This is a genomic window from Lactococcus sp. FSL W8-0209, assembly GCF_038006585.1.
Classification (GTDB): domain Bacteria; phylum Bacillota; class Bacilli; order Lactobacillales; family Streptococcaceae; genus Lactococcus; species Lactococcus lactis.
The window spans coordinates 871,748-896,112 of the sequence record NZ_JBBOVN010000001.1 but is presented as its reverse complement, the minus strand read 5'-3'; the positions used below and the strand labels follow the sequence as shown (position 1 = coordinate 896,112).

The 24,365-nt window shown below is 32.0% G+C and carries 19 protein-coding genes and 1 pseudogene; 5 read left to right on the top strand and 15 right to left on the bottom strand.

Annotation, left to right across the window (positions count from 1 at the left end):
• Positions 1 to 43: 43 nt before the first annotated feature.
• The 7 genes from MKX45_RS04570 to MKX45_RS04540 form a co-directional block, all read right to left on the bottom strand.
• Positions 44 to 3,457 (bottom strand): pyruvate carboxylase, encoded by a 3,414-nt coding sequence (locus MKX45_RS04570; protein ID WP_340816847.1) that lies wholly within the window; start codon positions 3,455 to 3,457, stop codon positions 44 to 46.
• A gap of 105 nt (positions 3,458 to 3,562) precedes the next feature.
• Positions 3,563 to 4,825, bottom strand: a complete 1,263-nt coding sequence (locus MKX45_RS04565; protein ID WP_012897351.1) for an FtsW/RodA/SpoVE family cell cycle protein — start codon at positions 4,823 to 4,825, stop codon at positions 3,563 to 3,565.
• 340 nt (positions 4,826 to 5,165) lie between these two features.
• Positions 5,166 to 5,312: a 50S ribosomal protein L33 gene (gene rpmG / locus MKX45_RS04560; RefSeq protein WP_003129585.1), complete on the bottom strand. Its 147-nt coding sequence runs from the start codon at positions 5,310 to 5,312 to the stop codon at positions 5,166 to 5,168.
• Complete coding sequence (locus tag MKX45_RS04555) at positions 5,309 to 6,526, bottom strand: multidrug efflux MFS transporter (RefSeq protein ID WP_012897350.1); 1,218 nt, start codon at positions 6,524 to 6,526, stop codon at positions 5,309 to 5,311. Before MKX45_RS04555 ends, rpmG begins: the two co-directional genes overlap by 4 nt.
• Positions 6,527 to 6,528: 2 nt before the next feature.
• Complete coding sequence (gene coaE / locus MKX45_RS04550; RefSeq protein ID WP_023188926.1) at positions 6,529 to 7,188, bottom strand: dephospho-CoA kinase; 660 nt, start codon at positions 7,186 to 7,188, stop codon at positions 6,529 to 6,531.
• 131 nt (positions 7,189 to 7,319) lie between these two features.
• Entirely contained in the window at positions 7,320 to 9,683 is a 2,364-nt protein-coding gene (gene pflB, locus MKX45_RS04545) for a formate C-acetyltransferase (RefSeq protein WP_039114795.1), read from the bottom strand.
• A gap of 260 nt (positions 9,684 to 9,943) precedes the next feature.
• Complete coding sequence (locus MKX45_RS04540) at positions 9,944 to 10,861, bottom strand: magnesium transporter CorA family protein (protein ID WP_340816846.1); 918 nt, start codon at positions 10,859 to 10,861, stop codon at positions 9,944 to 9,946.
• Positions 10,862 to 11,052: 191 nt separating this feature from the next.
• Between MKX45_RS04540 and MKX45_RS04535 the strand changes: the two genes are divergently transcribed.
• The 4 genes from MKX45_RS04535 to MKX45_RS04520 all read left to right on the top strand — a co-directional run bounded on the left by MKX45_RS04535 (position 11,053) and on the right by MKX45_RS04520 (position 15,090).
• Positions 11,053 to 12,576 (top strand): class I adenylate-forming enzyme family protein, encoded by a 1,524-nt coding sequence (locus tag MKX45_RS04535; protein WP_340816845.1) that lies wholly within the window; start codon positions 11,053 to 11,055, stop codon positions 12,574 to 12,576.
• A gap of 185 nt (positions 12,577 to 12,761) precedes the next feature.
• Positions 12,762 to 13,331 carry a TetR/AcrR family transcriptional regulator gene (locus MKX45_RS04530; RefSeq protein ID WP_039114777.1) on the top strand — a complete coding sequence of 190 codons (570 nt, stop codon included), beginning with the start codon at positions 12,762 to 12,764 and terminating at the stop codon, positions 13,329 to 13,331.
• Positions 13,332 to 13,342: 11 nt separating this feature from the next.
• Complete coding sequence (locus MKX45_RS04525) at positions 13,343 to 14,416, top strand: ABC transporter permease (protein ID WP_003129569.1); 1,074 nt, start codon at positions 13,343 to 13,345, stop codon at positions 14,414 to 14,416.
• 2 nt (positions 14,417 to 14,418) lie between these two features.
• Positions 14,419 to 15,090 (top strand): ABC transporter ATP-binding protein, encoded by a 672-nt coding sequence (locus MKX45_RS04520; protein ID WP_010905491.1) that lies wholly within the window; start codon positions 14,419 to 14,421, stop codon positions 15,088 to 15,090.
• A gap of 114 nt (positions 15,091 to 15,204) precedes the next feature.
• Here MKX45_RS04520 and MKX45_RS04515 read toward each other — a convergent pair.
• The 4 genes and pseudogenes from MKX45_RS04515 to MKX45_RS04500 all read right to left on the bottom strand — a co-directional run.
• Positions 15,205 to 15,309, bottom strand: a pseudogene (locus MKX45_RS04515) (hypothetical protein); the annotation flags it as partial.
• 276 nt (positions 15,310 to 15,585) lie between these two features.
• Positions 15,586 to 16,563 (bottom strand): AbiH family protein, encoded by a 978-nt coding sequence (locus MKX45_RS04510; protein ID WP_340816844.1) that lies wholly within the window; start codon positions 16,561 to 16,563, stop codon positions 15,586 to 15,588.
• 501 nt (positions 16,564 to 17,064) lie between these two features.
• Positions 17,065 to 18,966, bottom strand: a complete 1,902-nt coding sequence (locus tag MKX45_RS04505; protein ID WP_340816843.1) for a hypothetical protein — start codon at positions 18,964 to 18,966, stop codon at positions 17,065 to 17,067.
• Between the two features lie 178 nt (positions 18,967 to 19,144).
• Positions 19,145 to 19,432: a hypothetical protein gene (locus MKX45_RS04500; protein WP_340816842.1), complete on the bottom strand. Its 288-nt coding sequence runs from the start codon at positions 19,430 to 19,432 to the stop codon at positions 19,145 to 19,147.
• Positions 19,433 to 20,335: 903 nt separating this feature from the next.
• Between MKX45_RS04500 and MKX45_RS04495 the strand changes: the two genes are divergently transcribed.
• Positions 20,336 to 21,196, top strand: a complete 861-nt coding sequence (locus MKX45_RS04495; RefSeq protein WP_259746493.1) for a hypothetical protein — start codon at positions 20,336 to 20,338, stop codon at positions 21,194 to 21,196.
• 154 nt (positions 21,197 to 21,350) lie between these two features.
• Here the strand turns inward: MKX45_RS04495 and MKX45_RS04490 are convergent, their stop codons facing one another.
• The 4 genes from MKX45_RS04490 to MKX45_RS04475 form a co-directional block, all read right to left on the bottom strand.
• Positions 21,351 to 21,902 (bottom strand): HNH endonuclease, encoded by a 552-nt coding sequence (locus MKX45_RS04490; RefSeq protein ID WP_340816841.1) that lies wholly within the window; start codon positions 21,900 to 21,902, stop codon positions 21,351 to 21,353.
• Between the two features lie 62 nt (positions 21,903 to 21,964).
• Positions 21,965 to 23,128: a hypothetical protein gene (locus MKX45_RS04485; protein WP_340816840.1), complete on the bottom strand. Its 1,164-nt coding sequence runs from the start codon at positions 23,126 to 23,128 to the stop codon at positions 21,965 to 21,967.
• A 21-nt stretch (positions 23,129 to 23,149) separates the two neighbouring features.
• Positions 23,150 to 23,332 carry a hypothetical protein gene (locus MKX45_RS04480; RefSeq protein ID WP_058220632.1) on the bottom strand — a complete coding sequence of 61 codons (183 nt, stop codon included), beginning with the start codon at positions 23,330 to 23,332 and terminating at the stop codon, positions 23,150 to 23,152.
• Positions 23,333 to 23,690: 358 nt separating this feature from the next.
• Positions 23,691 to 23,939: a hypothetical protein gene (locus MKX45_RS04475; RefSeq protein ID WP_340816839.1), complete on the bottom strand. Its 249-nt coding sequence runs from the start codon at positions 23,937 to 23,939 to the stop codon at positions 23,691 to 23,693.
• Between the last annotated feature and the right edge of the window lie 426 nt (positions 23,940 to 24,365).

Genomic DNA, 24,365 nt, shown 5'->3' with positions numbered 1-24,365 from the left:
AAGAAAAATAAAAAACCTACCCAAAAGGTAGGTTTAATTTATATTAATTAATTTCGATTAACAAGTCTTGAGTTTGAATTGCCTCACCTTTAACCACATGAAGGTCAACAATCTCGCCATCAAATGGTGCTTCAATAGTTGTTTCCATTTTCATGGCTTCAGTAACCATCAAGGCTTGACCTTTTTGAACTTTGTCACCAGCTTTAACTAAAATTTCAAGAACAGAACCTGGCATAGTAGCTCCAATTTGGTTTGGATTTCCTGTTTCGGCTTTGCGTTTAGCCACAACTTGAGTTTGTACAGATTGGTCATTAATTACGACTTCTCGACGTTGACCATTTAGGTTAAAGAAGAGAACACGATTTCCAGCTAGGTCAGGTTCTCCTATTTCATCTAAACGAATGCTGAGTGTTTTACCTTTTTCAATTTGTACTTCAATTTTTTCATTGAGACGCATTCCATGTAAGAAAGTAGGAGTGTCAAGTAGCGTAACTGCTCCAAATTCTCTTTGCATTTTTTGATAATCAAGGAAAACTTGTGGATACATGATATATGAGATAACTTCGTGATCTCCTGGTTCATAGCCAATTTTTTGTTCTAGGTCTGCTTTAACAGTTTCAAAATCAACTTTTTCTGCGTGTAAGCCTGGACGGTCAGTAATTACGGCTTTATCTTTCACGATAATTTTTTGTAATTCTTCTGGGAAGCCACCCACTGGTTGTCCTAAATCTCCACGGAAGAATGATACTACAGATTCTGGGAAATTAAGTTCGTTACCACGCGCATAAACATCTTCTTCTGTTAAATCATTTTGAATCATAAAGAGAGCCATATCTCCAACTACTTTTGAAGAAGGAGTTACTTTAATAATATCTCCAAACATCATGTTAACTTTACGATACATTTGTTTGATTTCATCAAAACGATGTCCAAGACCAACTGCTGCTGCCTGAGATTTTAGGTTAGTGTATTGACCACCAGGCATTTCATGCATGTAAACTTCTGTCTGAGGACTTGTAATACCCGCTTCAAATGGTGCATAATATTTACGAACATCTTCCCAATAATGGTCAATTTGTTCAGCATTTTTTACATTAATTGAGGCATGGCGAGGACCATGTTCAAGTGCATAGTAAATAGATTGCATTGATGGTTGAGATGTTCCTCCAGCAAGACTCGCTGTTGCTACGTCAATAATGTCTACACCTGCTTGAGTTGCACCAGAATATGTAATAATTCCATTTCCTGAAGTATCGTGTGTATGCAAATGAATTGGCAAATCAACGGTATCTTTTAATTCTGAAATCAAACGATAAGCAGCTTGAGGTTTCAATAAACCTGCCATATCTTTAACTGCCAAGATATGAGCACCTGTTGCTTCTAATTCTTTTGCTAAGTCTTTATAGTATTGAATATTATATTTTGGTCGGCTTGGGTCTAGGATATCTCCCGTATAACAAATTGTTGCTTCTGCAATTTTCCCATTATCTCGAACGGCTTGAATGGATTTTTCCATTTGGGGTAACCAGTTAAGACTATCAAAGATACGGAAAACATCGATACCTTCATGCGCCGCTACTCGGATAAATTCTTCAATCACATTATCTGGATAGTTTTGGTAACCAACTGCATTTGAACCACGGAAGAGCATTTGGAACATGGTATTTGGCATGAGTTTACGTAGTTTACGTAGACGATACCACGGTGATTCATTCAAGAAACGGTAAGCCACATCAAAGGTTGCACCACCCCACATCTCAGCTGAGAAAAGTTCTGGTAGCCCTTGGTCAATCGCTTGGGCAATTCCTTTCATATCTTGTAAACGTAAGCGAGTAGCAAGCAAGGATTGGTGAGCATCACGTAAAGTTGTATCTGTTAATAATACTTCTTTTGTATTTTTAACATAATCAACAACAGCATCAGCACCTTGTTCGTCTAAGATATTTTTGGCTGTCTTTTTCTTTTCAAGATTAAGAAGGGGTTGACGTGGTTCTTCAAAATGACGTTTTTCAGTATTTTCAATCCCTGGGAAGCCATTGACTGTAATCATTGATAAATAATGCAGCGTCTTTGTTCCACGGTCACGTAAGTGTGGGAAGTTGAACAGACTTGGTGTATTATCAATAAAGGTTGTTGTTGCTTGACCACTTGTGAAGTTTTCATTAGCAATAACATTAATCAAGAAAGGAATATTTGTTTTGACACCACGAATACGGAATTCATGGAGAACGCGGTCCATTTTTCTTACGCTGTCACTAAATTCATTGGCAAAAGTACAAACTTTTACTAAAAGTGAATCAAAATATGGAGTTACTTCATATCCAGCATAGGCATTTCCGACATCTAAACGAACACCAAAACCACCTGGTGAACGGTAAGTATCAATTTTACCTGTGTCTGGCAAGAATCCATTTTGTGGATCTTCTGTTGTGATTCGACATTGAATTGCTGAACCCAAAAGTGGAATTTCAGACTGTGCTGGAAGTCCAATTTCTCTATGTAAGTCTTTACCTTGAGCAATCAAAATTTGAGCTTGGACAATATCTACACCTGTGATAAGTTCCGTAATTGTATGTTCAACTTGAACACGTGGATTTACTTCAATGAAATAAAATTTATCATCTTTAACAAGAAACTCAACTGTACCAGCATTAACATAGCCAACATTTTTACAAAGTTTGACTGCTTCTTCACATATTTCGTTACGGAAGTCCAGTGAAAGTCCCACGGCTGGCGCAATTTCAATGACTTTTTGATTACGTCGTTGTACTGAACAGTCACGCTCATGGAGGTGAATAATATTTCCATGATTATCTCCAAGAATTTGGACTTCAATATGTTTTGGATTTTCAATATATTTTTCAACATAGATTTCGCCAGAACCAAAAGCTCCAATTGCTTCTGATTTTGCTCTAGCATAAGCATCATGCATTTCAGCATCATTACGCGCAACTCGCATTCCGCGACCACCACCGCCTAAAGCGGCCTTAATCATAACTGGATAACCGTAAGTTTTAGCAAATTCTAAAGCGCCGTCGATATCTACTGCTCCATTTGTTCCGGGAATTCCTGGAACTTTCGCTTCGTCGGCAGCTGCTTTAGCTTTAATTTTATCACCGAAAATATCCAAATGATGAAGTTCAGGACCCACAAAAACTAAACCTGCTGCGCGAACTTTGGTAGCAAATTCGAGATTTTCAGATAAGAGGCCATAACCTGGGTGAATAGCATCTGCTCCTGATTCAAGGGCAACACGAATGATATCATCAATATCCAAATAGGCATCAATTGGTTTTTTTCCTTGACCGATTAGATAAGATTCATCTGCTTTAAAGCGATGAACAGAATATTCATCTTCTCTTGCATAGACGGCTACAGTAGAAAGTCCGAGTTCATTACAGGCACGAAAGACACGAACGGCGATTTCTCCACGATTGGCGACGAGTAGTTTTTTCATTTTGACTCCTTAATGAGGCTTGCTTGGAAAGGTAATTGGTCATTACCTTTCACTCTTTCATATATTATAAAAATCTTTTATACACTTTTAAACGACTGACAATTGTCAATCGTTTTCATAAGTTGGGACACTGCTACTATAATGATTTGAGAGCTCAGAAACTTCTCTTCGTTTCTCATCAGCTGAAATATTTAATGCAAATGCAATTCCCAACGATAAGACAAGGAAGGACGACCCTCCTTGTGATAGGAAGGGGAAGGTTACTCCTGTTTCTGGAATAATTCCGATTGCTCCACCCACATTGACAAAGACTTGAACTAACAATAAACCAGATACCCCAATCATAATGAGTGAGTTAAAGGCACTTTTAGCACGAATTCCAACAATTAACATTCTGCTTATCAAGAAAAAGAGAATAGCTAGAATAATAATTCCGCCAATGATTCCTAATTCTTCCACGACAATTGGAAAGATAAAGTCAGTTTGAGCTTCTGGTAAGAAACCATTTTTTTGAATCGAATTTCCTAAGCCACGTCCTGTCCAACCGCCATTAACTATAGCATAGTATGAATTAGCTAGCTGGTGTCCAGAATTGGCTAAGTCTGTAAAAGGATTAACAAAAGCTTCAAATCGTTTATTGATATAAGCGATGGGTAAGAAACTTGGAATGATATTTCCACCTACAATGAAAAGAAATCCTAAGAAAATGGCCATCAAAGATAGAATTAATTTTGAATAGCCGGAATACCAACGCCAAGATATACCGCTGGCTCCAATCATTATCAAAGCAACTGCAGCAATAATCAAAGTATTACCTAGGTCAGGCATGATAAGGTCAACCAATAAAATGGCAACTACGGGTAATCGCCAACCACCAAACAGTTTCTGAAAGAGCGTCTTTCCTTTAAAAATCTCATTTATATCACGTTTTTCAATTTCTTCTTGTTTTGTTGAAAAAACTGAGGCTAAATACCAGATAATAAAAACTTTGGCAAATTCTGCTGGCTGCACCGTTCCGATTCCTGGAATATGAATCCAACCTCTGGCTCCATTTACGGGTGCTGTCAGAGCAAAACTGGAAGGCATTATTCTACAAAATATTAATGACAGAATCAAAATAACCATTATTGTTCCTATCATTTTTCTATTCTTAAGGGCTCTAAGTTTCAGACGGTAAATCACTGCAATCATAATGAGACTCAATAATACGAATGCTGTTTGGTTAATTACTAATTTATAAGGATTTAATCCTTTTTGTAACTGATCAGGAACCGTGGTTGAAAAAACCATCACAATACCAATTCCTGCAAGAATTAGGTATGGAATCAATATAGAGTAGTTTAAAAAATTATTCTTATTTAAATTCATTATCTTTTTTTCCTCATTCATATTATTATAGCATGAGTTGAATAATTTATAAAGATTTTCAAAGTGCTTATAAGTTTCTACCACCCAAAGATAAGGTATTTCCGAATATATTTTTTAAACTGAATTTTTTCTTTTATAAATAGTCCACAAAATTATGATTAAAATTTTTTATCTGTCTCCATCAACTGCTATTATAATGAAAAAATAATGTCTTTTTTTGCATAAAACACCTCTAATGAAATATTGTTTACTTTATTATATAATATTATCACAATTCTTAATAAGTGTACATAGTAAAAACTTATTATAAATAAAAAAACAGCAAGATAATTCTTGCTGTCTAACCTTCACGATGAAGTGTAACAATTCGTTCTTTGGGACAAAACTTCATTGTTTCAACTTTTTCCGGATGGGTTGCTTTATTTTTACTACTAATATAATTTTTATTCCCACAAGAACTACAAATTAATGTGATTTTTACTCTCATTCCATAATACTCCGTTTCCGCAGATATTTTCGGAAATTAATAAAGGACCAAATAATATTAACAATGACAAAAAGACTTGTCCCTACAATTGCTGCTCGATAACTAATATAACCTGCAATTGCTGATCCAACCAATGGACCGGTTACCATTCCTAAATTAGAACACATTTGTGCGTAAGCAAAAATTCTGCTGACACCTTCTTTGGGAGTAATTTTTGAAAGCAACGAATTTACTGACGGCATCAAAGCACCAGTTCCAAAACCAAGAAGGAAGCGTAATATCCCAAGTTGGAGTGGGCTTTGCACAAAGGCCATTGGTAAATAAATAATAAATGTAAAAACAAGTCCAATCAAAATTAAACGATGCGAACCGTATTTATCTCCTAAACGTCCTAGAAAACTTGATGATAACATTGCCGACAATCCAACTGCTGACACAATTAAACCTGAAATGAACATCAAATTGTTCGTGCTTGTCGTCAGGGTTTTGATATACAAGGTCACAAATGGTTCAATAGATTGCGAGGTGATTTGAATAATAAATGTTGTCACTAATAATCCAAAAAGAATTTGTTTGTTACTGACTTTATTAATAATTTCTTTACTAGATAACATTTCACCCTTAGCAATTGGTTCAAAGTTTTCATGAACAAAGAAAATGGTTAGTAAAGTTGCTAGGGCTAATAGAGCGCCGACAATCAAAAAGACATTTGCCATGCCAAACCACTCAGCTAATAACCCACCAAGTGAAGGACCAATCAGTGTTCCAGAAACCATTGCTGTTGCTAATGTTCCAAGGGCATAGCCTGATTTATCTTTTGGAGCTTGTGAAGCAATCATTGCTGTTGAGTTAGGGATATAGCCTGAGAAAAATCCCATTAGCAAACGTAATCCAAGTAACCACCAAACATTAGGGACAAAAGCTATTCCTCCCATTGTTAGGGTCATGACGATACTGGCACGTACCATCATCACTTTACGCCCATGTTCATCAGCTAAACGTCCCCAAATGGGGGCAACTAACCCTGAAGCTAAGGCTGGCAAAGAAAAAGCTAACCCTGAGTAAAGTTCAACATTTCCACCGCTTACGCCCAGTCCTTGAATATACAAGGGGAGAAAGGGCATGACGAGTGAAAATGATGAACCTACAAAAAAGCAGCCAATCCATGTTATAAATAAATTCCTTTTCCAATTAACTGTTTTCGTGCGATTCACCTCTATTTCTGTTCTTCTATCCTAGCTAGTTCTCGCTGGATTTGTTTTTTTAGTGCTTCAATCGTTCCAGAATTATCCAGAATGACATCAGCGACTTTTTGTTTTTCTGACAATGGCATTTGTGAGGAAATTCGTTTTTTAGCTTCTTTTTCCGTAAACTTATTTCTTGCCATCAGTCTTTCTAATTGTATTTTTTCAGGTAAGCTGACCAACCATATTTCATCAAATCCGGTATAATTGTATTCAATTAATAACGGAATATCCATAAATATTGGCTTATTTACTGACAGATTTTTTCCTTGACTCTTTGAATCAAAATTTTTACTGACAGACTTGTCAGTCATTTTTTTTAATAAGTCATCACGTCTATCATATAATTCTGTACGAATAATTTCATCTTGTAAGTTTGATAATTTCTCGCGCTCTTTTGGATCAGAAAAAACTAAAGCTCCTAATTTTTCACGATTTAACTGTCCATTGTCAGCAATAAAATCTAAACCGTAAGTTTCTACTATTGCCTTGTAAAGTTTTCCGCCAGGTTCTTGTAATTGACGGACAACTTTGTCAGCATCAATCACTTGATAACCCTCAGAAATCAAAAAATCAACCACCGTTGATTTCCCACTCGCAATTCCGCCTGTCAATCCAATTACCATTTTCATTCATCTATTTTAGCATAAAATTTAACTTTCTTAAACTAAAAACAATAGTTTTTAACTATTATGATTAATTTTTTCGTAAAAAAAGTCTGTCAGTAAAACTGACAGACCGAATATTCATTAAATTTTAAGAATTAAATGTTTGAAGTATGCATTACTTCTTCATCATCGTTTGAAAGAACTTCATGGAAGACACGTTCAGTTAATTCTTGTTTTTGTTCTGGTGTGAGGTATTTAGTATTGACACAGTAACCAGAGATACGAACGATAACATCTTCACCACGCATGATTTTATCGTAAACATCTTTAAGGTCCATTACGTTCAAGTTAACGTGTTGACCTGCAAATTCAGTACCATTAATCAAAGCACCTGGTGTGAAGTATCCATCAAGAATTTGAACCAAGTTATCCACTTGTTCATCACGAGTTTTACCAAGTGCACGAGGTGAAACTTGAGTAGTCAATGAAATACCATCATTTGCATCTTTGAATTCCAATTTAGCCAGTGAGCGAAGGTTTTGCAACCAACCACCCTTAGCTTTATTAGATGGGTTAGCACCTGGTGAGAAGAATTCAAGTTTAGATTTGTTTACTGTACCATCTTCATTAAGGAATACTCCTTTATGCACTGGAGAATTACCAGTTTGTTTAGAGTAAGCAACGTTAGATGTAATTGTCAAAAGTGAAACAGTAGCTTCAGCATTTTTGTAAAGTTTGTGTGAAGCTAATTTTTCATGGTACATTTTCATGACAAGTTTAGCAATATCATCAGCACGATCATCATCTTCACCATAACGAGGGAAATCACCTTCTACTTCGTAATCGTAGATATAGCCATTTTCATCACGCAATGTTTTAACTTTAGCATATTTAATTGCTGAAAGTGAATCAACTGTATTTGCGAATCCACAGATACCAAATCCCATGTTAGCACGAACTTTAGTAGGCAAGAAGGCCATTTGAACTGCTTCATAGTTATATTTATCAGTCATGTAATGAATGATATTCATTGCATCAACATAAGTATCAGTCAACCAGTCGAGAGATTTGTCAAAGTTTTCCATAACTGTATCATAGTCAAGAATTTCGTCACGAACAGGTTCGATGTCGAATACTTTATAATCTTTATGAACGTCATCATAACCACCGTTCAAACCAGTCAACATTGCTTTCAAGACGTTTACACGCGCACCAAAGTATTGGAGGTTATGACGTCCTTCTTCATTTTCTGGATCAAGTGGTGAGACACAACAAGAGATACATGACATTTCGCCATATCCATCTTTAGCCATTGTTTCAACACCTTCATATTGAATAGAAGAATGCTTGTGGCTCATAGACATTGAATAACGTTTGAATGAGTAAGGAAGTTTAGAATCCCAAAGGACTGTCAAGTTTGGTTCTGGAGCATTTCCGATTGTATCAAGTGTGTTCAAGAAACGGTAGTCCATTTTAGTGACACGGTGACGTCCGTCATTACCCATACCAGCCATAGATGTTGTGATGAATGTTGGGTCACCAGAATAAAGTTCATCATAAGCAGCTGCACGAGCAAATTTCATTGTACGGAGTTTCAAAACGAAATCATCAACAAATTCTTGAATTTCTTGTTCAGTAAATGTTCCACGAGCAAGGTCACGTTCTGCAAAGATATCAAGAACGATTGGAACACGTCCAAGTGAAGTTGCAGCTCCATTAATGACACGACATACTGCCATATAAGCGATGTTAACCCATTGGATTGCTTCTTTTACGTTCATAGCTGGACGTGAAACATCAAGACCATATAAAGCACCAAAGTTTACAACTTCTTGCAAAGCTTGGTATTGCATATTAATTTCTTCTTTAAGACGAATGTTTTCTTCGTTAATTTCAGTGATTGCATCCCATTCTTTTGCTTTTTCCTTCATAAGGTAATCAGCACCGTAAAGGGCAAGACGTGCATAGACACCAATGATACGTCCACGAGAGTAGGCATCTGGCAAACCTGTTACAGTATGAGCATGACGTGCTTTACGAATTGCTGAAGTATAAGCACGGAAGATTCCATCATTTACAGAAGTCATTGTTTGTGACAAAACATCATGCAAGCCTGGGTCAACTGAGAGACCGTGTTCTGTCAAAATCTTTTCAGCAACACGAAGTCCACCTTTTGGCATGAAGTTTAAGCGGAAAAGTTCGCTATTTTGCATCCCATAGATGAGTTCAAGTTCTTTATCATTAGCATCGATATATCCGGCAGGGATTTTATCAATAGAGGTTACGCGGTCAGTATCGAAGGGAAAACCAACTTCTTCATAGTGAGCTTTTGTATCTTCAATAATTTTCTTTACTTTAAGTGTACGTTCTGTTGGCCCAGCAAGAAAGCTTTCATCACCATCATATGGTTTGTAGTTTTCTTGTACAAAGCGAGTAACGCTTGCTTTATCACGCCAGTTGGTTCCTTTAAAACCATCCCAAGCTTGTTCAAAGATATTTTCCGTAACTTCGGTTTTCATTTTGAAATCTCCTTTGTTCTTTCTGTTTCAAATTACAACTTCATTATATCATACAGTTTGAGAATAGCAAACAGAATTCAAGAGAAATTACAGATTCTTTACTAATACAGTTCCAATTATTTTAATATCTGTTATACTTTTTTAAAACGTTTTCATAAATAATTCACAAAATAGTTTTAACAAACATTGCTAACTTCATAATCTGCAATCACTAATTAATTTTTTCACAAAGAGCAAAAAAATGGAGATTTTTCTCCATTTTATAACATATCTTTTTTATGTAACCACCAAGTGACCCAAACACATAATAAAATTCCTAGAACTAAAATAAGCCAAACCATCCAATTAAAATTTTGACCAGGAATTGGAACATTCATTCCGTAAAAACCAACAATTACTGCTGGAATCCCTAGAACGAAAGTAGCTGATGTCATGATTTTCATGACAATGTTCAAGTTATTAGAGACAATGTTTGAGAACAAATCTCGGAGATTTTCTAGTAACTTGAGCTGAATCTTGGTTTCTGTATAAGCTTGGTCTGTTTCGACAAAAATATCATAAATCTTTTCAGCAAAACCGTCTTCATCATCTTCTCTCAAGTAATCAATAAAATCCTGAAGTACTTGCATATTATTGTGCAAGGCATCTTCAAAATAAATTAAACTTGCTTGAATGGCAATCAAATCAACAATTTGGTCGTTCTTTGTTGAATTTTTGATTCCCTGTTCAAGTCTGCGACGTCTTGTTCGGAAATCTCTCAAATAATCATGGAAAGTGTGTGTCATTTGATACATCACTTGAAAAATAACTTGATGTTTGTAGCGTTTATAATCATATTCACGCTCGAAAATTAAGCCATTATCAATCTCATGATTAAGTGCTAAAATAACCGATTCATTTTTAGTCCAAACCAAAGAATATGGAAAAGTCGCAACTTCTCCATAATTAGAAAGTGCAGGATATTGTAAGAGAATCAGATTATTATCATTATCATCTGTTTCAAAACGGGCATTTTCATAATCATCCAAAATTCCTGATAAATAGTCAAAAGGGAAGTCATAGTATTCAGAAATATTCCCAATTTCTTCACGTGTTGGATTGAGAATATAGGTGAAATTCTTCATTTCAGAGGTTGAAATTAATTTTTTTTCGTTGGATAGTTCATAATTTTTAATCATTTTCCTATCTATCCCTTCTTTTCCTGATAAAAGAGGATTGGAATCCTCTTAGTGTCCCTTTAATTGTAGCAGATTTTAGACTTTTTTTCCGAGTATTTTATTCTCTACGACTTAAGAAAACATTTACATTAACTATTGGTCTAAAGAATACTTTGTGATATAATAAACTTATTAACTTGAGGAGATTTTTTTTGAAATTCAAACACGAACCCCTAAATTTGTATCTAAACTTTAAAAAATCAGCTGAACAGTTTCCTGATAGCCCAATTATCTTTGATGAGGCTGTTGGAGCTTTCCCTGAACTAGCTCTTGAAACGACTTACCAAAAGACTCATCAAGCAATTGTTGATAAGGCAAGTCTCTTATCTGAGTTGGGAATCAAAAAATCGGATAAAGTCATTATTTTTAAATCAAGTGCTTTTGATACCTATCTTTTAGCTGTTGCTGTTTCTTATCTAGGCGCTGTTCCAGCAATGATTTCTTATCATCTTCCTGCCGAAACAATGGATATTTTAGCTGGACGTTTAGGCAATCCTTGGCTCATTTATGACCAAGTTACTGACAAAACTGTAAATGAAATGAAGAATCTTGAAGATTCTAAAAAACTTTCTGTCAGTAAATTTGCTTTGGAAAAACCTACTCAAATTGCTGACAGTCAGCAATTGGCCAGTGATGAGATTGCTTATCTCACTCATACTTCTGGAACAACTGGTGTACCAAAATTAATCGCTCACTCTGCTAATTCAATGGGTTGGCGTTGGGTGCTTCAAAGAACTGTAATGGATTGGATGCCTGATAAGGAAGAAATTTTAGCTTTCCATATTTCTCCTGTTCATTCTCGTTTCAATATAGGGGTTTCATCAGCAATGACCTTTGGGTTTGGCCTTATGCCCCTCAATGATTTATCAAAAGATAATCTTGTCAATCTTTTTGCTAAACATCAGCCTTATGCTTTTGAAACACATCCAAACGATTTTGTTCGTCTAGCGAATCTTGCAAAGCAAGAACCTGAGATTTTTGCTTCAATTCGTTACCTTCACTCAACTTTTGATGCAATTAATAAAGAAACAATGCACACTTTTCTTTCTGCCTCTAAACAAAAAGAGCCAGTTTTCCTACAAATTTATGGACAGTCTGAATGTGGCCCAATGATTTGGAAAAAGCACCGTTTATCAACTTTAGCAGACACTAATGCCCGTGAAATGGGGATTGGTATGCCTGGATTATCTAAAGCACGTATTGCCGATGAAGATGGAAATGAATGTCCTGCAGGTACGCCTGGAAGAATCCACTTCCTCTCAAAAGGAAGAGCTTTGACTTACTATAAAGAAGAAGAACGTTTTAATAAAGAAGTCTATGGTGACTGGTGGGATACTGGCGATTGGGGTCTCATGAATGAAGACGGAATTCTCTTTTTACATGACAGACAAGTTGATTTAATTGATAAAATTGAATCTAATTTGGCAATTGAAGATCTTCTGTTAGACCAACACGACTTCTTAGATGAAGTTGTGATTATTCGTGATAAATCTGGTAAACCACAACCTATTTTGGCTCTAGCTGAAAATGCGGAAATGGATTGGTCAGCTTGGTGGGCTTCAATTGTTGATTTGACATTTTTAAATGAACCTATTCTTATGGCATACGATGAAATTCCTCGTACAGCAACAATGAAAGTTCAACGATTAGCTCTTGAAAGAGAATTGGCTAAATAAGTGTTCCTAATTTTACTGACAGAACTGTCAGCCACTTATACATCAGTAAATTTATTATCAAAACTACTGACAAAACTGTCAGTAGTTTTTTTGCTTAAAAAAATTAATTAATTGATGTTAATCAATTAATTTGTTAGAATTTAATAAATGACACAGTGTCATAAATTGAATGAATTGGAGAAAAAATGCCTAAATCAACCTATTTCAGTCTATCTGACGAAAAACGCAATCGCGTATATGATGCCTGTTTAAATGAATTTCAGACTCATTCTTTTCACGAGGCAAAAATTATGCACATCGTAAAAGCTCTTGATATTCCGAGAGGGAGTTTTTATCAGTATTTTGAAGATTTAAAAGATGCCTATTTCTATGTCCTCTCGCAAGAAACCCTTGAAATCCATGATTTATTTTTTAATTTATTAAAAGATAATTCCATTGAAGAGGCTCTAGATAAATACAAATATCTCCTTCTTGAAAATTTAATTGATTCTCCCCAATACCAACTTTATAAATATCGCTTTTTAGATTGGACTTATGAACTTGAAAGAGATTGGAAACCTAAAAGTTCAGCAACCGTCCCAGCTAGTGAAAATAATAATCCAGTTTCACAAGTATTAAAATCAGTTGTTCATAATCTCGTTTATAGATTATTCAGTGAAAATTGGACTGAGAAAACTTTTATTGAAAATTATGATAAAGAAATCAAATTAGTCACCGAAGGTTTACTTAATTATATTACTGACAGAAAAAACTGAAAGGAGATTTTATGTTTTTAGCACTAAGAGAAATACGTTATAATAAAGCTCGTTACACCTTAATCGGAGCTATTATTTTTTTAATCGCTTATGTAGTCTTTATACTGTCCGGACTATCTGTAGGACTTGCCAGTCAATTTAAACAAGCCGTCCTTGATTGGAAGGCCGAAAAAGTCGTTTTATCAACAAGTTCAAATAATATTATTTCTGCTTCACAAATTACTTCTGATGATTTAAGTAATATTCATATAGAAAATGGTTCAGAATTATCATTGTTTTCTACTTCTATGCGCAAATCAAAGAGCGAGCGAGACAATATTGCTATTATTGCCCTGCCTGATAAGTCTAAAATCATGCCAGAAGTTCTTGAGGGAAAAAAATTTACTGACAATCATTTAGAAATGATTATCTCAAAAAAGCTGGCAAATCAAGGATATAAAATCGGTCAAGAAGTTTCCGTGGGAAATAATAATATTAAAATAAAAATTGTCGGAATTTCAAAATCCTCTTCTTATTCTGCCTCGCCTGTTATCTATACTTCGTTTTCCGCTTTGAATCAGATAAAGTTTGGTGAAAAAAGTACTTCAACTTCTTCTGTTAATGCTGTCGTTGTAAAATCTGGAAAAGTTAAGATTGATTCTTCTATTTCAAATCAATATAAAGTCCTGTCTATTTCTGATTTAATTAACGATATTCCAGGTTATTCTGCTCAAAATATGACACTCAGCGCAATGATTTACTTCTTATTTCTGATTGTACTGTTGATTATTGGAGTCTTTATGTATGTTATAACTCTTCAAAAAGTTCCGATTTTTGGCATAATGAAAGCTCAAGGAATTTCAAATCGCATAATAATGAACTCTTTACTTGGTCAAAGCTTTATCATTAGTTTAGTTGGCGTCTTCGTTGCTTTTATAGCAAGTTATGGAACTAGCTTTATCTTACCCGATGCAATGCCATTTGAAATTAGTCTTACAAACTGGTTGCTCTATGCTTTAATTCTCATCATCGTATCAATTATTGGGTCACTTTTTTCAATCATTACTATCCGTAAAATTGACCCAACGAAAGCAATTGGAGGTTAAAAATGAAAACAATTCTTAAAATGGAAAATGTAAAAAAATCTTTTGGTAGTGGTCATAATGAGATTCAGGCACTCAAAGGAATCGATTTAGCAGTCAATCAAGGAGAATTTGTTTCAATTATTGGTCCCTCCGGTTCAGGCAAAAGTACATTTCTCACAATTGCAGGTGGTTTACAAAGTCCAACTTCTGGGAACATTTCAATCAATGGCTTAGATTTTACACCATTGTCAGAAAAAAAACGTTCTAAACTTAGATTTAAAGAAATAGGTTTCATCCTCCAAAGTTCTAATTTGATTCCTTATTTGACTATTGAAGAACAATTTCTCCTTATTGATAAAATCAATCACGAAAAACTAACTTCTAAAAAAGGGATTGAACTTCTTAAATCACTTGATATTTTAGACTTAAAAGATAAACATCCTAGTGATCTTTCTGGTGGTGAAAGACAAAGGGCAGCTATTGCTCGTGCTCTCTTTAATGAACCAAATTTAATTTTGGCCGATGAACCAACAGCAAGTTTAGACACTGAGCATGCTTATCAGGTTGTTGAATTATTAAGACAAGAAGCTCATTTGAAGAATAAAGCAACAATCATGGTCACTCATGACCAAAGAATGATTAAAAATAGTGACAGTATTTATAAGATTGAAGATGGACTCTTATCAAAAATCTAAATAAAATAAAAACTACTAGCTTACTAGTAGTTTTTTCATAGAATATTTTTTATAAAAAATAATCCTTCTCTAAATAAAGAGAAGGATTAAATCTAAATCATTCGTTGGTAAACCTTATTTTTTAAGGTTGTAGAATGCTTTAAGACCTTTGTATTGAGCCACTTCAGCCAATTGGTCTTCGATACGAAGCAATTGGTTGTATTTAGCCATACGGTCTGTATCAGGTTTCAAATAGATTCTGAACTACGTTCAAAGCCTGTTCTATGTTTAATGATAGTATAGCAGAATAAAAAATAATTGTCTAGTATGTTGAAGTAGAACCAGATAAAAAAGTGGTTGTATTTTAACATATATATATATATGTATATATAATAGAAGAAAGTTTGTAAAAAAGTCTCCCCCCCCTACTTTTTACCTAGAATTGTTTTGAATTTTGCATTTAAATTTGTCTTTCATATATTCCACCTCTTTAATCTACTGATTCTTTTGAGCTTCTTAAATATTAAAAAATCCATTTCCGTAAAGGGGAAATATTTGTTTACTTATTAGTTTTTGGTCATCACTACTAAGTCCAGACTGCTTTAAGAATTTATCTTTTGTCTTATTCCAACTTCGTTCCATCCTCCGCTGTACAACTTTACTAATGCTTCCCATTGGAGTTTCATAATCATATAAAAGAACAATATGTTCATCACCACCATATAAAAGCCATTCAGCTATTTTTTCCCAATATACTTTGTCTGTATCACCAAGAGATACTCCAAATAAGAACAAAACATCACTACTATCAATGACTTCTAAAGCCTTATCCAATTCAGTACTATTTACATGGTCAGTTAAATTTTTATTTTTTATGAAAAACTCTGGAAAATCATTATCAAATATTTCTGATTTGAATTGAGTTTCGTCATTGACACCTAATACCATAGAACTATTTAGTGTACCATGAACGTGAATAGGAATACGTAAGATTACAGGAACAGTTTTTCCGTCTTTACTTATACCAATCGTTTTCTTACTCATTGTCTTTTCAACCGTGTCTGTATAATTAAAAGTCACAAAATTTACCTCTGTTTGTTTAGACAAATACCTATGTATTATTTGCGAATTTTTATTTTGACCTGTTTCCACCAAATTTTTTTCTATACTATAAAATAATTCTGTTATGGAGTCTTCAATTGAAAATTCAGTTCCTATTTTTTCTTGTTCTAATAGTAGATATTCATTTAAATCTTCTATCAAATTTGCATAAGATTCTTCAAATTTATCTGGAATAATTTCATTATCAAAGGTATACTTTCCTAATGCAAGTTCTAAATCACTCCAATTCTCAGGCATTTCTTTGATGTTACAATAAATTTCATCACTTTCTTTTTTCTGATTCTCATCTAACCACTTATAAAAATCTTTATAAGTTGTATTAAGTCCTAAATTTTTATCAAAGCCATTTCCAAAAATAATTGTTAATTTCATACTTCTCTCATTTCAATCATTATGTAACTATTTTATCATATAAATTAGAAAAGTTTCTGACTTTTTAACAAAAAGAGCGCAAATGATATTAAGATTTTAGAAAAACGGAAGCCTCCCACCAAAGTTTATTCCATTACTCCTGGAAACACAACTGAAACTCTTCGAGTAGTTTACAGACATCTTTTTCAAGAAGAAAAAACCAAAAGACAAAACCAAATTCATCAATTGATGAAATGAATACATGTTACTCAAAAAACTTGACTTAACGTCAATCTGACATTAGTCCAAAAAATATACTTTGTTTACTTTTGAACATAAAGTATCTTTTTAACAATATTGTTCTATTTGGATAATGATAAATCAACGTCCGTGATGGATATTAATTACAAAAGTATCTGTCTGACAAGGAACTTTATAGCATCATCAATATAAGAAGGAAGATTTGTAGACCATTTAAAACAAACCTTATAAATTTATAATTGTTATTCTATTATTTTAAGATTAATTACTCTTGTAACAGTCCAATTCTTCATTTATTCTAACAGTAAATAATATCAGAATCATAAGCAGTTCCAAGTAATAACTCTTATAATCACTGTCTTGTTTTTTCCCATAGCTACCATGAGTAATCTTGTTTCGAATTGCCAATGCATTGCTAAATTTTTTATTATCCATTATATATGAAATATAATCACTCTCTTGTTCAGAAAATAAAGTGTTGCCATATTTAACATTTCCTGTCATACTTTCTTCCTCAATAACTTTTAAATCTGATTCAGACAGGTATAGGGTAGATAAATAACCTTTCTCCCACAACAAGTAATAAAAACTTATACTTGTAGGATTTGTAAATCTTATTTGGTTAACCAAATTAATATACAAAACTTTATTCTCTATAAGAGAATCTATCACTTTCTTCTGATACTCATAGAAGTCATTAATCGAAATTCCATATTGAACATACTCATAGAAATTCTTCCTATCTTTTTTCTTTTCTGGGAATGATAAATTCGATTGGCTGTTAAATATTAATTTACAAAAATTTAGCTTTTCTTCTGAATCAAAATAGACAAATTTTTTTTCACTCAATGATTTAATTTCTTGATAATTAGTATTTTTTGAATCCAATTCAAAAACATCAGAATCAATTTCACCATATCTCTGAATAAAATCAAATTGTTTTAATAAACTATCTAGCTCTGGAATTAACAGTTTACATCTTTCATAATAAGTATAGTTTTTTGAACTTGCGTTAAAGAAAAAATCAGGAAAGCCATACTCAGATTTTAAATGTTCATTGTAATAAAAAGCGAAAACTTCTTCCAAATCAATTTTTAGGAAAGTTAAATAATCAAAATACGCTAATAAAGAGAGCATATAAAAATTTTTTTGGTATTCAGATATGAGTGTTTGCTTATACGCATAATTTGATTTAGTTTGAAATATCTCTAACAAACCACCATGTTCATAAGGTGAATCAATCATAGAAAATTGAAAAAATTGGTTAAAAAAACCAAAAAAATAAATAAAATTATTCAAAATTGTAGGGTAATCATGTTCTTCATCAATCCAATCTTTAGATAACAAAAATTGTAAATCTCTAGAACCTTCTCGCACAATTTCAAAGTCTGTTTTTAAGCCCTCTTTAAGACCTACTGCCATTTTCCAAGATACTCCATTTTTTAGAGACATCGTCTTTTCAGTTTGTTCTATTCTTTTCTTTCTTGCTTTTGAAATTATTCTTGAATCAAGTTTATGTTCATGATGTAAGCTCCAATATGAAATTCGCTCTAAGTAATTAATATTGGCTTCATCAAGTTCACAATATCTCCTAGCCCAGTCATTTATTTCTTCATCAGATAAGTTATCTGGTAAATAAATGTTTTGAATATTAGGAGAATCATATTTATCAAGAAAAAACTCAAAGTAAACAGGATTTGACAATAGTTTCTTCTTGAAAAACAATTTATACTTTTCACATATTTTTTGCTGTTCTAATAATAAGTGAAACGGTATTTTATATCCATCAATTATTTTCTCGAAATCAAAATATTCTGTCCTCTTTATTATCTTGAACCAAACAAATATATCCCAGAAATCTGATTGATATTGGAAGTACAAATCACTATATTCTGTCATATATTCTGATAATTCTCTTTTACCGAAATATTCGTTTAATATTCGGTGACAACTTTTTCTAAATTCAGAAATTTTTTCTGATGTCCCTTTCTTAAAAAATTCCAAATCCAAAAACTTTAACACATTATATATCTCAATTGCTTCATTAAGAGTATTGATTATAGGATTTAAAATAAAGTCATTGATAAAAGTCTCTACGTTACTTAAATTTAATTCAGTTGATAAATCATTTTCGCCATAGAACTTAATCCAATTATTTTTCATTCTTTAAATCACCCTTCATAGTCTATAGTTTTAGTATACCAAGTTTTAATGAAAATTGTACTTCTATAATGTCTGCAATGGCGAGAAATCAAATGTGTCAAACTCATTATTATAATATAAAAGCTAAATACTTATCTTAAACTATTAATAGTACATCCTGTATTATAGCCATAACTTCTTATTCATTTTTTATGTTATAAAGTAGTAGTTCTAACTGGCTAAATAATTTATAGACTTCTTGTTGTTTTTCTTTACTAAAGGCAACTAAGATTTCTTGATAGGGACTATTCATATCGCTCAGTTTAAATCTTATTGAAATTTCTTTTAAATTACTAGAAGATTTAGACTTTTCAGTTACACCACCAACATTCGTTCCAATTCCCCCAGCTAGTATTCCACCAACTACCCCACGCGCCACAACACTCGCGGTAAAAACTTTTGTAACTATTTCATTGTCTTCTCTCAATTCAATATCAATAACTTTGTTTAAATCTATTACATTAGCCAGTTTACAACTGGGTTCTCTAAAACTAGTATCTACTGAAAATATATAACTATTTTTATTTACAGAGATATATTTGAATCATGATGTATTATATTTTTGGTTAATTCAGTCATTATAATAATTGATCAGGTATGACTACAAAAGTATAAGTCTTAGCAAAGACCAGTACTTCTTATAATGTTTATTTTTTCGATAAATCGTTATTAAAAAAGCTTATGTGATACATACTTTTTTATCAGTTTTTTAATTAAAAAAATATCATATGGATAAATAAATATATAAAAAAAATACCATTTACAACATAGTATTTTTTTAGACTACTTTTAATTATATTCCTTGAATAGTTGAGAGACAGATGGTTATTTACAAATAATTGAATATAAATGGGCAGAAGCGCGTGCTATATTCTAAATTAATTGATGTTTGAAGACAATGTTTAGAGTACATTTATATAAAGTATGTATTAATCCACCCAAATCTTTTTATCTACAAATATTTGAAATATTTGATAGTTGAACAAGTATAGTGGTGATAATATTTGAAAGTATTAGATTTAATTAACTTGGTAAAAACCCATCCCCCAGGTTATACTGAACTATTATTCAAATAATCCCCATTCCGCTAACAATGGTTTAACTCCAAATCAGAAGGAAGAAAACTATTTTAAGAAAATATAGTTCATTTTGTGTCTAAATATTTGACATTAGTCCAATTTTGTTCAATGCTGATAATTTATTCATTCTTTTTCCTCTCCTATTATTTAATTATGCTTGTTATATCATAAATCCTTATTTTCTTAACTATTACTTAAAATCAGATTAATTTCTTATCTTCTGATATAATATTTTTAATAGGAGTAATTTTATGAAAAAAATCAAAATTGTTGGAACCTTAATATTGTTATCAACTCTAGTATTATTTACTGGATGTGAAAATAAAAAAACTGACTCAACATCTAATAGTAAATCAAAGGTAAGTGAAACTAAGAAAATTGAGCGAAACGAAACTATTTCTCAACACTTTACTGATGATTTAAAAGATGAAATCTGGTTTGAAGTTACACCTGTAGCTGATAATAAGATTAGTGGTGAAGCACTTATTACTGCTGTAATTGTAACAAACCAATCACAATTAGATTCTAAAATAAGTAATGCATTCACTTATCAAAATATGGATAAAGGTTATTTTTTTACTCGTATTAAACCTTCATCACTTTATTTTGATTCAAAATATCCTACGTTCAACCAAATCTTGCAATTATACCTTGATGGAACCTTGCAGTCAAATATATATGAAGCATATATGAATGTAAATACGAGTCTTAAGGATAAAGCAAAAGTAGGTCTTGGTGAAAGTTCTTATGGCTTTGTTGGGGGTGTTTACACCTATAAACCAGAATTTTTTCACTATTTAAAAGATGGGAAATTAAGTTATCAAACTATTGACTTTAAAGGGAATGTTAAATTTGACGGAGAAGAATTTTTTGCATCTCCTGATTCTCAATATTATGACTTTAACGCATATGCAGATATCCAAACTCCTTTAGAAAGTAACAATAAAATTATCGGCTACGCTAATGGTTTTATTGGTTCTAATAATGATACTAAAACTGGTGATAATGATGATAATAAAATAGTTTATCTTATTAATATTTCTAACACTAAAAATAAAATTGAATTAGACCCTCTTTATTCAAACAAAGACATCAAAACATTTACAAGATAATTAATAGAGAAATAATCCTATTTAAAAGGTTATTTCTTTTTTGTTTTTTCTCTCAATAACATCAAGTCTTTTTTCAACCTTATCAGCTTTTTCTTCAATAACATCAAGTTTTTCTTGTAATTCTTTAAGTTTCTTATTCATATTTATCTTCTCCTTAATATTTGCCAGTCAACAAGCTATAAACATTGTTATTTATTTTATACCACTCTAAATCCTTATATTTCTTTCTTTTTCCTGATAATACATAGCTGATAGAACTACGAGTATAACCATCACGACCTCCTTCATTCATTGAAGAATAAATTTTTTCAACTGTTCCAAATTCATCTATACTTAAAATAGCTTGTGATTGCGCTTTTGCTGAACGCTCAACTCTTGTTCCCCATTCAAGATTTTCAACTGAATTATTACCTTTATCTTCGTCTATATGATTAACTTCTGGCTTATTATCATGATTCTCAATAAATGCCATAGCAACTAGTCTATGGACAAGTTTAGAATATTGAACTCCTTTATTATTCAAAATAAGTTCCTCATAACCAAGTTCAACAGAACCATCTTTCTTGAAAAATTTTTTTCTTCTTGGCTTCATGATTCTTGGATTTTTACCTTTTAAAGATTTAACTAAACCAGTATTTGAAACTTCATATTGTTCAAAACCTTTAACTGATTTCCAGATTACTGTAGTAGTTGTTGTATTTGCCATTTTAATTTCTCCTAATTTCTAATTTTTATTAATATTTGTTTGTTATTATAATTATTTTCCTCTTATAGCCATTTGCTAATATCATTTCCTAGTTTCTTACGTTTTTTTCTAGGTTTTTCATCTTCCTCGTGATATTGATATTTAATAATATCCTTGATTTCTTCTTGTGTAAATTCACTCTCACTTTGCTTTTTACGACCAATCTCATTATTTAATTGATTGAAATGTTTCTTATTCCATTGTGGATTGTCAAGTTTAATTTTTCCTTTTTCTGTAAGATATCCATCTTTTGTTGTCTTTAAAATATTATAATTTTCTAAAGACATTGGATATTTAAAATCTGTAAGTTCTTTTACCTGTTCAATAGTTATAACTCTAGGGTCAGTTATTTTTTTAAGAATTTTATGGTGTATAGTTCTTCCAAAAAATTCATTTTGCATATCATTTATTTTTTTATCTGTAATTGCGTTTCTTTTCTTTACCTTTGGTTTTAATGAAAGTTCTTCCTCTTCAAAATTATCAAAATCTTCTTCAACAAGTTCAGGTTCTTTAACAACTGACTTAGATGATTGAGCTTTATACGTAGGTTTCAAAGAAACTTCTTTAACATCTTCAACAGAATCAAAAGTTAAATAAGAGTTTGTTTCTCGTCTGTTAGTGTCTGAGTCAAAGCCATTAGAAACTCTAATAATAACTTCTGAATTATCTATAACGTTGAACGCATTTCTACTTGTCATTCCAAGAACAAAGCCCCATTCCTCATAACAGATTCTGTATTGGTGAGTTTTCATTTTTCTGTATTCTGTATAGGCATAAAGAGTAAAATTTTTACCTTCTAACAGAGTATCAATCACACTGTATTTAATCTTTGTAAAACCGCTAAATTTAACACCGCTTTGCTTCCAGTCAACTGATACAATATGTTCTTCTTTGTCATTCCATTTGTTGATTTGAACCGTGAACACATCTTGAGTTGATTCAAAATTAACGTATCCTTTATCTTTAAGACCATTCAAAGCTTTTACAACTTTCTTATTTGAATATTGACCTTTAGACCAACCTAAATATGAAATCAACAAAGGAATCATTGTTCTTGTCATTCTGTTATCTTTATCTAAATGACCAACTGTTTGTGTATATTGCAAGATTGCATATACTAATTTTTCATCATTATTTGTGTCTGCAAACATCTTATTTGGAATTTGTACAAAATTTTCATTTTTCATAATTGCTTAACCTAATTCTTTCTATTTTTTATAATTTGTAAGTGCTTTGTCTAATTGTTCTGTTTTAATGTAAACCCAAAACTCATTCATTGTCTTTGGATGTAATGCACTAAATTCTGAATCAATACCACATTCAAAATAAAGATATTGTTTTAATTTTTTGTTGTAACAGAAAAATATTTTTTCTTTTAAATTGTTATTCATATTATTTACCTCTTATTATTATTTATTTATTATTGTTTTAGCAAGGTGAATTGGAACGCAAGTTCCAAGAGGGCGCTAGCCCTTAAAACAAAACGTCCGTAAGGAAAATCTAACAAGCGTAGCGCCTAAAATTCTCTTTATTATTTATTCTCTTTTATTTTTATTCTCTTTTTATATTGAAATCTAGTTCCATTTTATATAACAAAATTTCAATAGCCATATGAAATATCTTTCCATTTTATATAACGAAATTTCAATAGCCATATGAAATATCTTTCCATTTTATATAACGAAATTTCAATAGCCATATGAAATATAGTTACTAAATATGGAACAAAACTTCATGTGGAATTATTTATTATTCTCCAACATATTCAAGATACTCATCAACAGAAATACTTATAAATTGAAACCCTCGGTGAGACTTAATATTTTTATTCAAACAATTTCTTATTCCCATTGAGCTAAACCCAAATTCACTTTCTCTTTCACATTGTTTACTATTACGGTAAACACCGACAATCTCATTTTTATAATCTAAAACTACAAAGGGATTGAGCCATTGTTTACTTACTGATTCTTTCATCTCGTCTGTCCAAGTTGTCATATTTTACCTGCTTTCTTTTTATTGTAGAAATTATAGAAACAAAAAAACATAAAATAACCCAAAAAAATATATTTATATAAGACTAACCAAAGAATGGCTGGACTTCTAAAATATTTTAAGTTTATTTTATGTTATGTTATGTTATGTTTAGTTTTATGTTAATGTTTAGTTTTTTAGTTAATTGCCGAATCTTTCTTCTAAATTAACTATATTACTATTATATCATAATTTGTATCACTTGTCAAGCAAATTTTACATTTAAATAAAATACGGTATTATATACATTTTTTTTGACAAGTCTAAAAAACAATGATATCTTCTTCTTACATAATATTTTATTTTTCAAAGATTATTTTTTCTAGTCTTGCTTTCTTTATTTTAATAATTACATCTCCCTCATTTAAACCGTGAATGCTTGACTCATAA

Bases quoted from the DNA above. Each gene is read 5' to 3' on its own strand.
- coaE (WP_023188926.1), bottom strand. From the start codon at position 7,188: ATGAAAATGGTAATTGGATTGACAGGCGGAATTGCGAGTGGGAAATCA.
- MKX45_RS04490 (WP_340816841.1), bottom strand. From the start codon at position 21,902: ATGGCAAATACAACAACTACTACAGTAATCTGGAAATCAGTTAAAGGT.
- pflB (WP_039114795.1), bottom strand. From the start codon at position 9,683: ATGAAAACCGAAGTTACGGAAAATATCTTTGAACAAGCTTGGGATGGT.
- MKX45_RS04480 (WP_058220632.1), bottom strand. From the start codon at position 23,332: ATGAATAACAATTTAAAAGAAAAAATATTTTTCTGTTACAACAAAAAA.
- MKX45_RS04565 (WP_012897351.1), bottom strand. From the start codon at position 4,825: ATGAATTTAAATAAGAATAATTTTTTAAACTACTCTATATTGATTCCA.
- rpmG (WP_003129585.1), bottom strand. From the start codon at position 5,312: ATGAGAGTAAAAATCACATTAATTTGTAGTTCTTGTGGGAATAAAAAT.
- MKX45_RS04495 (WP_259746493.1), top strand. From the start codon at position 20,336: ATGAAAAAAATCAAAATTGTTGGAACCTTAATATTGTTATCAACTCTA.
- MKX45_RS04505 (WP_340816843.1), bottom strand. From the start codon at position 18,966: ATGAAAAATAATTGGATTAAGTTCTATGGCGAAAATGATTTATCAACT.
- MKX45_RS04525 (WP_003129569.1), top strand. From the start codon at position 13,343: ATGTTTTTAGCACTAAGAGAAATACGTTATAATAAAGCTCGTTACACC.
- MKX45_RS04570 (WP_340816847.1), bottom strand. From the start codon at position 3,457: ATGAAAAAACTACTCGTCGCCAATCGTGGAGAAATCGCCGTTCGTGTC.
- MKX45_RS04510 (WP_340816844.1), bottom strand. From the start codon at position 16,563: ATGAAATTAACAATTATTTTTGGAAATGGCTTTGATAAAAATTTAGGA.
- MKX45_RS04475 (WP_340816839.1), bottom strand. From the start codon at position 23,939: ATGACAACTTGGACAGACGAGATGAAAGAATCAGTAAGTAAACAATGG.
- MKX45_RS04485 (WP_340816840.1), bottom strand. From the start codon at position 23,128: ATGAAAAATGAAAATTTTGTACAAATTCCAAATAAGATGTTTGCAGAC.
- MKX45_RS04540 (WP_340816846.1), bottom strand. From the start codon at position 10,861: ATGATTAAAAATTATGAACTATCCAACGAAAAAAAATTAATTTCAACC.
- MKX45_RS04520 (WP_010905491.1), top strand. From the start codon at position 14,419: ATGAAAACAATTCTTAAAATGGAAAATGTAAAAAAATCTTTTGGTAGT.
- MKX45_RS04530 (WP_039114777.1), top strand. From the start codon at position 12,762: ATGCCTAAATCAACCTATTTCAGTCTATCTGACGAAAAACGCAATCGC.